The sequence below is a fragment of the Paracoccus versutus genome (assembly GCF_000763885.1).
GTDB classification, from domain to species: Bacteria; Pseudomonadota; Alphaproteobacteria; order Rhodobacterales; family Rhodobacteraceae; genus Paracoccus; species Paracoccus versutus.
Map to the genome: position 1 here is coordinate 15,024 of NZ_JRKO01000049.1, position 11,872 is coordinate 26,895.

An 11,872-nucleotide genomic window follows, 5' to 3' on the forward strand; every position below is an offset into this window, starting at 1 on the left:
GTCGGAATGAGATAGGGACTGCTCCACAGGTTGCAAGGGCGTAGCGCCGCGCTTCCAAGCCAGATACCTCGCAGAAACCAGGTGACAGCGCGGCTGCTGGTCGTGGTCGGCCACTGCTCGATCCACGATCCCGAGACGGCGCTGGACTATGCCGCCCGGCTGATCGGGTCGCTGCTAAAGATGTGGTGGCGGGACTGGCCCGATGAGCGGTTGCACGCCGCCATGCCCTTGCTGACTAGCGGCGAGGTCGAGAAACTGCATCGGCATTGGCTGGAAAAGGTGCGAACCTCCTGACAAAGCGCGCCCGCTCCTCTGGAACGGGCGCATCCATGCCGGAACCGCGCGATGGGTGGCCCATGGCCGCATTGCGATTCGGCCTTCGGGCGGATAGGCAAAGCGTCAGGACGAAGGAGCCGCGTCATGGGCAGATCGGATCGGGATCTCGACCATCTCCACGAACTCCTGTGGGCCCTGCCGCAGGAAACCTATCCGATGAGCCTGAGCGAGCTCGACGGCTATGTGACCGGCATCCTGTCCTGCCCGGATCTCATCCCGCCCTCCGAATGGCTTCCCCATGTCTGGGGAGAAACCGGGGATGCCCGGTTCCCCGACCTGGCAACGGCGGAGGCGACGATCTCGGCGGTGATGGCGCATTACAATGCCGTCGCCGCGGAGATCGCGCGAAGCCCATGGATCGAGCCGATCTACGAGGTGGATCCGAACAGCGACGAAACGCTCTGGGAGCCTTGGGTCGATGGCTTCACCCGTGCCCTGCGCCTGCGCCCCGAGGCCTGGCAGGCGATGCTCGAACAGGCCGATGAGGAAACGCGTTCAGCCCTGATCTTCCTGATGGCCCTGCAGGACATCAACGAGGGGACCAGCACCTTTACCGACGAGGAAATCGACGAGATCGATCTGGATGCCCCGGATCTGATCCCCAATTGCGTCGCGGCGATCCTGCTCGTCTCGCGCCCAGGCGTCGTGCTGGAGCCCAGCAATCTCCCTCACGCCCCCACGCAAGGCAAACGTCCAGGCCGGAACGATCCCTGCCCTTGCGGTTCGGGCCGCAAGTACAAGCAATGCTGCGGCAAGAACTGACGGGGTTGCTGGGACGGGAAATGGCCGCCATACCGTGCATCCGCTTGGCTCCGGGCCCACGGCATTGCCAGCGTGCCCTGCAGCCCGGAGAATGCTGATGCTCGATCCCTACTCGCTCCGCTGGGGTCTGATCGCGGATGGCGAGCCGATCACCACGCCGACCGCCACCCTGTTCCCGGTGCTCCGGCGCGGCAGACCCGCCATGCTGAAACTGTCGTCGCAAGAGGACCAGCAGCGCGGCGCCGGGCTGATGGAATGGTGGAACGGGGACGGCGCGGCGCAGGTCTTCGCGCGGGACGAGAACGCCCTGCTGATGGAACGCGCCACGGGTCCGCAGTCGCTGGCCGATATGGCACGCGAAGGCTGCGACGATGAAGCCTGCCGCATCCTCTGCGCCACCGCCGCGAAGCTCCACGCCCCCCGGCCCGGCGCCCTTCCCGATCTGGTGCCTCTGACCCGGTGGTTCCGAGACCTCGAGCCCGCCGCCGCGAAACATGGCGGCATCCTTCTGCGTTGCGCGGACACCGCCCGGATGCTGCTGGCCGAGCCGCGCGATCGCGTGGTGCTGCATGGCGATCTGCACCATGACAACGTGCTGGACTTCGGCCCACGCGGCTGGCGCGCCACCGATCCCCACGGGTTGCTCGGCGAGCGAGGCTTCGACTTCGCCAATATCTTCACCAACCCGGACCTGAGCGATCCCAGCCGGCCCGTCGCCACCGAGCCAGGCCGTTTCGCCCGCCGTGTGGATGTGGTTGCCGAGGCAGCGGGGCTGGAGCGCAAGCACCTGCTGCAATGGATCCTGGCATGGACCGGGTTGTCGGCGGCCTGGTTCCTGGAGGACGGCGATCCCCTGGCCGGGATCGACCTGCAGATCGCCGAGCTGGCGGCGGCGGAACTGGATCGGTAAGCGGTGACGTAAGCCCCCTGCTCAAACGAACAGTGCTCCTTGCATACGACCAGATGATAGTGACCGAGATGCCATACGAATGGTGCTCTTCTCACGCAGGTTCGCAATGCGCGCACGTTGCCGCTCTTCCTCAGTCATGCTGTTCCAGACCTCAAGCCAAAGCTCGTCTTCGCGGACAGATTTTTTCAGTGCTTCTACGCGATCATATTCTGCGATACTATCGAAGATCAGGGTAATAAGACCGCCGCCCACCATAAGCGAGCTCATTCCGATTCGCTTCGCGACGGGGGAAGCCGTATCGAAGATAAGGCTAGCTGCTGTTCCGGTGAGGAATTGGATGTTGCTCGGCTGCATGTCAAAATGTGCCATCACAACGAATTCCAAAAAACCGCCGCGTATGACATGCCGGGTTATATTCCCGAGAGCGAGGTTCTTGCGCAACGATGCAACAGCAATTTCAGAAAGAGTGCCTTGCGCGGAATTGTCGTTATTATCATCAACGGGGTTTGGACCAGACATGCGTGTTCTCCATGAATACCTTGGGCATCACGGAGACGCAAAGCCCAGTACAGAATGATGAATACGCAGAACGATTCCGTCAAGTAGAGGCTTCACGAGGAAATATGGCGGCACACTCCTATGCTTTCTCTCAGTGGCCGCCTAGTCAGCCGAGGCATAGATTAGCGCAATGTCGCGATGATGCAGGGCACAGACTGCTCCCTCGAATCTGACCACGGTGCGCTGCGGTTCCAGGACGATGATGCGGCCATTCCGGAAACCGTATTGCCGGTCCCCGTCGGGCGCAGCTTCACATCCGGCAAGCACCTGAAGGGCAAGGCAAAGCGGCGATATCATCCTCATGGCGGGATTCCTGTTTGGAACGTTGCTTTCGGTTCAACGCCCTTGAATCCAGCGGGTTCGCTATAGCGGTTTCAAAGCCGCGACACGGCGTCTCCCTGCCTTTACCCGCGTAGAAGGCGAGCGATCCGTTTCGCAGTTGCCCTGGCCGATGCGGGGTTCTGTCCTGTCACCAGCCGCCCGTCGGTGACGACATACGGGAGGAAAGGCAGCAGCGCCTTGCGATAGAGCGCGCCGCGGCGGACCATCTCGGCCTCGGCATCGAAGAGCATCGCTTTCGCCACCCCGGCCAGGATTTCCTCGCGCCAGGAAAACCCGGTGACACGGCGGCCCGAGACCAGAAGCGTGCCGTCCGAAAGCCGGGTGTTCAGCAGCCCGCAGTAGCCATGGCAGACCGCACCGACGATGCCGCCCCGCTCCCAGATCTCGCGGGTAAGGCGTTGCAATCCGGCGCTGTCGGGGAAGTCCCACATCACGCCATGCCCGCCGGTGAAGTAGATGGCATCGTATTCAGCCGGGTCAATGTTGTCGGGCGCGGCGGTATCCTCCAGCAGCACCATCCGGGCGGGGTCGTGCAACCAGCCCCGCGCCGAGGCGTCCAGCAGCGGCCATTTCAGCGCCCGCGGTTCCAGCGGCACGCGGCCGCCCTCCGGGCTGACCAGGTGCTGCGCGTGGCCCTCGGCGGCGAAGATGTCCCAAGCATAGGTCAGTTCCGACAGCCACAAGCCAGTGGGGTGAGTCGGGTCGTCGTAATGCGCAACATTGGTCACGACATGCAGGATGCGTTTCATGGCCGATCCTCTCACGCCTGACGGCGGGCTTGCAACCAGGCGCGATAGCGGCGGCTGCGCCAGATTGTCCTGAGCTGGTCGCAGGCCACCACGCCGGGCGCCCAGGCACGGGGCGTCGGCCGCTTGCCTGCGCCCATGCGGCGCAACTGCCGTTTCGCCAGCGCCATGGTGGCAAGGCTCGCCAGCGGGCGGCTTTTCCAGCGGATCCCTGGCACCTCGACCGCTGCCTCTCCCGCGCGCCAGCGGTTCGGCAGGTCGGGCGCAAAGGCCAGCGCCTGCGCAAGGCCGACCATGGCCACGCCGGGGCGGCCGTCCTCGGGGGCCAGCGCGGCCTCGGCCGTGGTGCGGCGGCGGATGCCGCCCGTGACCAGCACCGGCATCCGCGCCTCTGCCACCACGTCGCGGGCGAAATCGACGAAATAGGCCTCGCGCGCCACGGTGCTGGCGGCGGCGGGACGGCCATGCATGGCGGGACTTTCGTAGCTGCCACCCGACAGCTCGACCAGATCGACGGGCATGTCGTTCAGCATCCGCACCACGGCGACGGCATCCTCGGCCCCGAAGCCGCCCTTCTGGAAATCCGAGGAATTCAGCTTCACCCCGACCCCGAAGCCGGGCGAGACCCGGGCGCGCACCGCCCGGACGATCTCGACCAGCAGCCGGGCGCGGTTCTCCAGGCTGCCGCCCCAACCGTCCGTCCGCAGATTGGTCAGCGGCGACAGGAACTGGCTGAGCAGATAGCCATGCGCGGCATGGATCTGCACCCCGTCGAAGTCCGCCTGTTCGGCCAGCGCGGCAGTCTCGGCAAAGCGGGCGATCACCGTTTCGATCTCGGCCCCGGTCATGGCGCGGGGCTTGGCGAACAGGCGCGATGCCCCCTCCATCCGCATCGGCACCGCAGAGGGCGCGATGGCCTCAGGTGTGACCGAAAACGCCACCTTGTGGCAGGGTCACACCTTGCGGCAGGAAGCCCGGATCAGCCAGCCGACGCAAGCGGTTAGCTGAAATCCCGACACGCCAGAACAGCTCACGCAGTCGAAATGGGAAAGCGCTTTCCGCCTTGTCCTGAGCGCTTTCCGGGGACTGCGTGGATTTCGTCCTGACGGAAAGCGGGAGTAACCAAGATGGCCCGACCGCAGATTGCCGCTGCCCCGAAACACCCGCCCGCGCCCGTGGGGCGTGACGATGACCCCCTTGCCGATGTCGTGACCTGGGACAGCGAGCTTCCCGCCCTCGGCCTGCGCAACCGCTTCGGCAGGGAAAGCTGGATCGTCCAGGCCCGGATCGGCGGGCGCAGCACCCGGCGCACACTCGGCGCGGCCTCGACCTTGACTCAGGAGGCCGCCCGCCAGGCAGCAGCAGCCGTCCTCGATACGCTGCGCGCCGAACGAGCCGAGGCGGCGATCAGCCCCGATACGACCATGGCCGAGTTCGCGGAACGGTGGTTGGCGGATTGCGCGGGCCAGTGGAAACCCTCAACGCTGGTGGGGCATCGCTACGGCATCAAGGGGCACATCCTGCCCTCTCTCGGTGAGACGCCCGTCGCGGCGCTGACCGCCGAGGACGTCGCGGGTTGGTTCGCAGCCCTGCCTTGTGCGCCGGGCGGCCGCAACCGGGTGCTGGCGGTTCTCTCCGGCATGATGCGCCATGCCGAACTGCTGGGGTTGCGCGCACCCGGCAGCAATCCCTGCGCCGGGATGCGGCGCAAGAAATCCGGCTTCACCGCCACGGTGCTGCGCGCGAAGGACTATGTCCGGCTCGGCCGTGCCCTCGACGCGCGGGAGGGGCAGGCGCCCCTGCTGGTTGCGCTGATCCGTTTCCTCGCCCTGACGGGCTGCCGGCGCGGCGAAGCGGCGACCCTACGTTGGGACTGGATCGACGGGCCGCGCGCCGCCTTGCCCGATGCCAAGGCCGGGCCGCGCTCGATCTGGCTCGGGACGCCCGCCCTCGATCTCCTGGCCTCCCTGCCGCGCACCGGCGATCTGGTCTTCGGGCAGGATGGCACGCCGGTCAGCACTCCTCGGCTCGACAAGCTGTGGCGCGAGATCAGGACCGCGATCAGGATGCCGGGTCTGCGGCTGCACGACCTGCGCCACAGCTTCGCCACCACCGCCGTCAGTGCGGGCGAACCGCTGCGCACCGTCGCCGGGCTGCTGGGTCACAGCGATCTGGCGATCACCGAGGGCTATACCCACCTGGCCGACGATACGCTGCGCAAGGCGGCGGCGAGCGTGGGCAAGCATCTGAACGATGCCCTCACCCGGAAGGGCCGCCAGCCCGCCACCGATGTCAGGGCCGGAAAATCTGCCGAGGCCGCCAAACCGCCAGCGAGCCAACCCGCCATCCCGCCGCAGCTGCTGCGGGAATACAAACGCTCCCGCCTGCTGATCCCGGCCTTCTGCGAAAAGCATGGACTGGACCCAAAACTGTTCTGGAAGGCGGTGAAAGCCGATCTTGCGCTCAATCAGAAGGAGCCCGGCCAATGACCGTCCCCAACCTCTTCACCCCGGCGGTGATCCGCAACGCCCGTCCCGGCAAGCGCGAATACACCCTGCACGATGCCCATGTGTCCGGCCTCGGCCTGAGGGTGCAGCCCTCGGGCGCCAAGTCATGGACCCTGCGGATGGGGAATCGCCGCATCACCATCGGCGCGGTGGATCGGATCGACCTGACCGACGCCCGCGCCCAGGCCCTGAAGCTGATCGCGGGGGAGGCCCCGCCTCCCCCGCCCCTCTCGGCCACCGCGCTGACCTTCAATGCCCTGGCCGACGCCTTCCTCTCGGCCAGGCAGGGTGTCTACAAGCCCGAGACGCTGGCTTCCTGTCGCGTCTACCTCGACACCCAGCTTCGTCCCGCTTTCGGCAAGCGTCCGGTGCTGCGGCTGACCACGCCAGAGATCGCGCAATGGTTCCACAGCTATTCCCGCACCCGGCCCGGTGGTGCCAATCAGGCGCTTGGATTGTTGGTCACCATGCTGAACTTCGCGCGATCCGCCAAGCTGATCCCGAAGGATGCGCCCAACCCCTGCGCACCGATCCGCAAGAACCGGCGCAAGGCGCGTGGACGGCTGCTGTCCAGCGATCAGATCACCGCCCTCGGCAAGGCCTTGAGATCCTGCCCGCCGTCGCATCGCGACGCGGCCGATGCCGTCCGGTTGATCCTGCTGACCGGCTGCCGGTCGGGAGAGATCCTGCGGCTACGCTGGTCCGAGGTCCTGCCGGATCGGCTGTCACTGGCAGCGACCAAGACCGGGCCGCGCGAGGTGCTGCTGTCCTCGCCCGCGATCCGGTTGCTTGCGAAACGGAAGAAGGGCGCGATCTCGCCCTTCGTCTTCCCGTCGTCACGCCTGCCGAATGCCCCCATCGGCAAGATCGATCATCAATGGTCCGTCATCCGCTGGCGGGCGGGCCTGCCCGACGATATCCGGCTGCACGACCTGCGCCATACCTATGCCAGCCACGCCATCATGCAGGGCCAGAGCCTGACCATTGCCGGGAAACTCCTCGGTCATGCCAGACCTGCCAGCACGGAACGCTATGCCCATCTTGACGGGCAGTATCTCGCGACAGCGGCGGAAAGAGTGGCCGGAATTGTCGGAAACATGATGATTGGCGCGCCACCAGTTCTTAACGGTCCAGGACTCCCAAAACCACTTGACGCAATTTAAACATATGTCACTATTGGTCAACACATAGGAGGAAATCTTGTCTATTTTTTATATCCCTCCAACAACAAAAAAACAGATCGTCATGATCGTAGCATTTCTCACATTTTCTTCGAACGCGACTGCACAGCCCATCGTTGAACAGGTTTCACCCAAAAAACCGCAACTTGATGATTCTCAAAAAAGCAAGTTAGGAGACCTTCTTCCATATCTAGAATCCGGAGAATTCGGACTTATTCCACTTGACCCAGGGATAAATGACGATCAAATCCCAGAAATTATAGATAATCTTGGCCTTCTCTACTGCCCCAATTGCTACCCCGGGGGTAGCAAAATTCCCGGCATGCCAAAAATACCGCCATTACCGATCCCAGAACCTACTCCAAATGCAAATAATATGGGAGGTCTATAAAATTGTGCAGAATAGTCTTCTTTGCCACAAAACAGACAATAATTTCTTTTGTTTTCTGCATATTGCTCTCCAGCAATACTTTCGCACAGCAATGCAAAGAAATTCCACTGCATATTAGATCTGTAGAAAAAGTTTATTCTCTGCAAAATGTGTGCAATTGGATTGCTTCCAGCATGAGCGAGAAAGCAAGTTGCATTTATTCAGGATACTGGGTCTGGAAGTCCGACCCTTGGTGGGTATCGATCTCTCCTATTACCACGTCCGAACAAGGATTCATAGAGCATGAAATAGTGATAGCAGGACCTGGGAAATTCTTGACTGGCACATATCGAGTGGGTTACGAGCGTTTAGTAATACGGATAATTTTATTTTACTCGTCAGATTGCGCCGAAATTCCGTATATTTATTTAAGACTTGCGCTTGGGAATCGAAAAAATAGCGACGAAATTTTTACGGAAGGCGGCAACACAAAAATTTTCGATCCAGGAGAAGGTTGGACTGCGGGCTTCGAAAAGCACATTCATGCAGCCATTAGGCATGGCGCGGAAAAAGAAATAGCTGCAATATGGGGAGAACATGAAGAATGATGCGCCTGCGGACCTTTAGAATCCTTGTTGGATCAATCATCCTAATATCCCACTTCTCGGCCATTTTCCTCATGGCTGGGTTTTCATTATGGTACGACCTCCCTACGAAAGAGTTGGTACGTAACGTGGTCGCTATTACACCAATAGCAGGACTGTATGCAATAACTTACTATCGGTATATAGCTGTAAATCCAACTGAGATCGCAAGCGAAGTTGGACGGCAGATAGGCAGAGCGAGCCTTCTAACACAATGTGGAGTTATCGGAATTTTTAGCTTAATCCTAGTAATGTCGCCAATATTTTTCTTTCCCGGCCCCGGAGTAATAGACGACGCCACAATATTTGTTGGAGGGTTGGAAACGGTTTTTGGAGCCTTTATCGCCAGGACATTTAACCTTCTATTTCCAAGTGAATTACTTGGTGAGGCAATGCAAGAGAATTCTACCGACTAAGGTTAGGATTACAGTTCGTTTTCTTGGGTGGCTCTAGCGGCGTTGTTGCAGAACTCTTATTCTGGAAGGATTCACTTGGCGAATCCAGTTGGTTAAGAGGCTTGGATGAGCAAGCCCGAAGCCGCCCGCTACCACACGACGAACTGGAAATCCTACAACGACGCCTTGAGGCGGCGGGGGTCGTTACTGATCTGGCTGGACAAGGAGATGGCGTGGCGTGGCCCCAAGACCGGGTGCAACGGCCGCCCTCCGGTGTTCAGCGATGCGGCGATCCAGTTTTGCCTGATGGTGAAAGTCCTGTTCGGGCTTCCGCTTCGGCAGACGACCGGGATGGTGGCGAGCATCCTGTCGATGGCGGGCATCGATTGGCCTGTGCCCGATTTCTCGACGCTCAGCCGCAGGCAGAAGACCATCGAGATACAGATATCAAGCCGCCGTGCACCGGGGCCGCTGAACCTGCTGGTGGACAGCACAGGGATCAAGTTCCTTGGCGATGGGGAGTGGCTTGCACGCAAGCACGGCACGCATCGCCGCCGCCAGTATCGCAAGGCTCATCTGGCCATGGACACCGCCACCGGTGACATCCGGGCGGTGGAGTTCACCTCCGCCAACAAGGGCGACAGCCCTATGCTGCCCCACCTGCTCGACCAGATACCGGCGGATGAACAGATCGGCACCGTCACCGGCGACGGTGCCTTCGACACAAGGCGATGTCACACTGCGGTCCTTGATCGGGGCGGCACCGCCGTCATCCCGATCCGTCGCAACGGTCGCCTCTGGCGCGAGGATTGCCCTGCCGCCACAGCCCGCAACGAGATCCTCCGGGCAACCCGACGCTTGGGCAGGGCCATATGGAAGCGCTGGTCAGGTTATCATGTCCGAAGCAGGATCGAGGCCAGGATGCGGTGCCTCAAGGCCTTCGGAGAGAGGATCGCATCACGAGACCCCGACCGCCAAGCCGCCGAAATCCATATCCGCATAGCCCTCATGAACCGCTTCAATGCCCTCGGCTCCGCCGAGATCAAACGCGTGGCATGAACACAATGGGGGAAGGGGCAACTGCGCTCACACCCTGACTTCTGCAACAACGCCATATCAAACTGAAAATGCAACTGCTATGCTAAATGACCAGTGACGTCAATATTTACGCTTCATCGTAAGACTTACTCCAGTCAGCTGCGCTGGTAATCCTGCGCCGAGGATACGGGCCGCCAATTGCTGGAAGCTGTGCGGAAAGGAAACGGGACTTATGCACCTTCGAAATCGAGACAGAGTCCCCCTGATTGCCACCCAGAACATGGAATGATTCCGAATCCTCTGAATAATAAAATCCGACATGTCCCTCACCTCCCGATACACTTTTCCTCCAGAACACCAGAATAGACCCGAAACATGGCTCAACAGCTTGACCAAATTTCATCCACTCTCGGGAGGCATAAGGGTTAACAGGGACCGGCGCTTCCGGTATGGCTATTGCAATACAGGTTTGAACGAAATCTCCACACCATAGATTTCTACTTGGGTCACCTAGAGTCCTTCCATCGGCAACAAGAAATTTACTTAGCTCTATTATATCCCTCCTCTCGTGCAAACCCATTTTCAGAAGCGCAATCTGCATCCATGGAAAATAATCCAAAGCTATTCTTGGAGGCCACTCTGGACCAGGAGGATTGCCCAACCAACCTGCTCGCAGCGCGTGAAGGGTAGCATTATCCACCCTTCCATTTGCTGGAATTCCTGATCTTTGCTGAAATGCAATCAATGCATTTCTCGTGTTTGCCCCCCAAATCCCATCTACTATTCCAGGATCAAACCCGTGCATGATTAGGCGCCTCTGCACCCATGCAATACTGTCCATCGCGACCACTCCACAACGCAACCATAGAAGGATATTCACAAGAAGTGATTCGTTTCTAGTAAAATTTTACCGCGACATCGCTAGAATTTTTTTCATTCTGTTGAGAAGGAACTTTGTGCTTTTATCCACCCTCCAACGACATCAAGAATCCAGCGCGGTTCCTTAGCATTGAGCATACGGCAGGCTGCTCACCCGCCTATCGGCTCATAGCCCGCCGTTTCCGCGTCGGATAAGCGAGCGGTCCCGCCCGGCCATTTGGTGCAGCATGAGCTCGCTTTCTTCTTGATTCAAGCAGCTTCGTATGGATAGATTTGTCCTGAGAAGTTTTCACACGAGACAGGAGCGAGCAGCAGGCTGAGCCGAGTTCTCCCTTAATCTTCAAGGGAATACGCATGGCTCAGGTGCGCGCGTTTTGGCAACATCCGCTGCGTCGGGTGTGGTGCGGGCAAAGACCTGACGGCCGGGATGGTTGATCTGCATCCACAACCGCGCGCCATTGATACGCCCCGCCGCCGCCCAGTCCCGGAACGGCGCCAGCGGCTGGCTGGCGTCGAGGATCACCCCGGCAGGCCCGGTGACTGCATCGGGCGCGACCATGACATTGCCGGTGATGATCAGTCCGGCACCGCCTTCCGCCCATTGCCGGTAAAGCCGGCGCAGGCTTTTGCCCGGCAGGTGGCGCAGGTCGGCCATGTTCTCCTCCATCGCCGCCTTGGCGATGCGGTTCGGGATGGTCTGGCCGTTCGGCAGTCGAAGCGGCTGGAACAGGGGGGAAGTCGACATGCGGCGCGATCCTTTTCTCTCGTGACGCATCGGGATATAGGGCTTGGACCTAGGTTTAAGGTCAAGGGGTCGCCATGAAGATCGGTGAGATCGCGAAAGCGGCGGGGGTGACCACCTCGCGCATCCGCTTCTACGAAAAGCGCGGCATCATCGCGCCCGCCGCACGCGGGGCAAACGGCTATCGCGATTACCCCGAGGAACTGGTCGCGCTTCTGCGTTTCATCGAACAGGCGCAGGGCTTGGGCTTCACCCTGCGCGAGATCGCCAGCGTCGAGGTCCGCTCCGGCCCGCATCCGATCTCCTGCGACGAGGCGATCCGCCTGCTGAGCGCAAAGCGCGATGCGGTGGACGCGCTGATCGCCGAAGCGAAGGAGCGAATGCGCAAGATCGACACGCTGATCGGGGAGTTGCGGGAAAACCAGGAGAGCCCCAAGGAATGACGAGGCCAGGCCTCTGTGC

13 protein-coding genes and 1 pseudogene are annotated in these 11,872 nt (G+C 61.0%); 9 read left to right on the top strand and 5 right to left on the bottom strand.

Annotation, left to right across the window (positions count from 1 at the left end; all coding sequences use genetic code 11):
* Nucleotides 1-162: 162 nt before the first annotated feature.
* The 3 genes and pseudogenes from IT40_RS30920 to IT40_RS19820 form a co-directional block, all read left to right on the top strand.
* Nucleotides 163-294, top strand: a pseudogene (locus IT40_RS30920) (type B chloramphenicol O-acetyltransferase); the annotation flags it as partial.
* A 51-nt stretch (nucleotides 295-345) separates the two neighbouring features.
* Nucleotides 346-1,098 carry a YecA/YgfB family protein gene (locus tag IT40_RS19815; protein ID WP_243700196.1) on the top strand — a complete coding sequence of 251 codons (753 nt, stop codon included), beginning with the start codon at nucleotides 346-348 and terminating at the stop codon, nucleotides 1,096-1,098.
* Nucleotides 1,099-1,195: 97 nt separating this feature from the next.
* Entirely contained in the window at nucleotides 1,196-2,008 is an 813-nt protein-coding gene (locus tag IT40_RS19820; protein WP_036758974.1) for an aminoglycoside phosphotransferase family protein, read from the top strand.
* 21 nt (nucleotides 2,009-2,029) lie between these two features.
* Here the strand turns inward: IT40_RS19820 and IT40_RS28820 are convergent, their stop codons facing one another.
* From IT40_RS28820 to IT40_RS19830, 3 genes are all read right to left on the bottom strand, one after another.
* On the bottom strand, nucleotides 2,030-2,527 hold the full coding sequence (locus IT40_RS28820) for a hypothetical protein (RefSeq protein ID WP_147307294.1): 498 nt from the start codon (nucleotides 2,525-2,527) through the stop codon (nucleotides 2,030-2,032).
* 443 nt (nucleotides 2,528-2,970) lie between these two features.
* Nucleotides 2,971-3,657, bottom strand: coding sequence for a type 1 glutamine amidotransferase domain-containing protein (locus IT40_RS19825; protein WP_036758918.1), 687 nt, complete (start codon nucleotides 3,655-3,657; stop codon nucleotides 2,971-2,973).
* 11 nt (nucleotides 3,658-3,668) lie between these two features.
* Complete coding sequence (locus IT40_RS19830; protein WP_036758921.1) at nucleotides 3,669-4,595, bottom strand: oxidoreductase; 927 nt, start codon at nucleotides 4,593-4,595, stop codon at nucleotides 3,669-3,671.
* Between the two features lie 186 nt (nucleotides 4,596-4,781).
* On the opposite strand from IT40_RS19830, the gene IT40_RS19835 reads away from it, so the two are divergent.
* From IT40_RS19835 to IT40_RS19845, 5 genes are all read left to right on the top strand, one after another.
* Nucleotides 4,782-6,143 (top strand): tyrosine-type recombinase/integrase, encoded by a 1,362-nt coding sequence (locus IT40_RS19835; protein ID WP_084197306.1) that lies wholly within the window; start codon nucleotides 4,782-4,784, stop codon nucleotides 6,141-6,143.
* 26 nt (nucleotides 6,144-6,169) lie between these two features.
* The gene (locus IT40_RS19840; RefSeq protein ID WP_166436109.1) at nucleotides 6,170-7,324 is read left to right on the top strand and encodes a tyrosine-type recombinase/integrase; all 1,155 of its coding nucleotides are present in this window, start codon (nucleotides 6,170-6,172) and stop codon (nucleotides 7,322-7,324) included.
* Nucleotides 7,325-7,361: 37 nt separating this feature from the next.
* Nucleotides 7,362-7,733 (top strand): hypothetical protein, encoded by a 372-nt coding sequence (locus IT40_RS28825; RefSeq protein ID WP_147307293.1) that lies wholly within the window; start codon nucleotides 7,362-7,364, stop codon nucleotides 7,731-7,733.
* A gap of 173 nt (nucleotides 7,734-7,906) precedes the next feature.
* Complete coding sequence (locus tag IT40_RS28830; protein WP_147307292.1) at nucleotides 7,907-8,320, top strand: hypothetical protein; 414 nt, start codon at nucleotides 7,907-7,909, stop codon at nucleotides 8,318-8,320.
* Between the two features lie 557 nt (nucleotides 8,321-8,877).
* Nucleotides 8,878-9,810, top strand: a complete 933-nt coding sequence (locus IT40_RS19845; RefSeq protein WP_036758929.1) for an IS5 family transposase — start codon at nucleotides 8,878-8,880, stop codon at nucleotides 9,808-9,810.
* A 106-nt stretch (nucleotides 9,811-9,916) separates the two neighbouring features.
* On the opposite strand, the gene IT40_RS27875 is transcribed toward IT40_RS19845, so the two are convergent.
* Nucleotides 9,917-10,630: an NlpC/P60 family protein gene (locus IT40_RS27875; RefSeq protein ID WP_084197308.1), complete on the bottom strand. Its 714-nt coding sequence runs from the start codon at nucleotides 10,628-10,630 to the stop codon at nucleotides 9,917-9,919.
* Nucleotides 10,631-11,008: 378 nt separating this feature from the next.
* On the bottom strand, nucleotides 11,009-11,413 hold the full coding sequence (locus IT40_RS19850; protein WP_036758932.1) for an oxidoreductase: 405 nt from the start codon (nucleotides 11,411-11,413) through the stop codon (nucleotides 11,009-11,011).
* 74 nt (nucleotides 11,414-11,487) lie between these two features.
* On the opposite strand from IT40_RS19850, the gene IT40_RS19855 reads away from it, so the two are divergent.
* Entirely contained in the window at nucleotides 11,488-11,853 is a 366-nt protein-coding gene (locus tag IT40_RS19855; RefSeq protein ID WP_036758935.1) for a MerR family transcriptional regulator, read from the top strand.
* Nucleotides 11,854-11,872 lie beyond the last annotated feature (19 nt).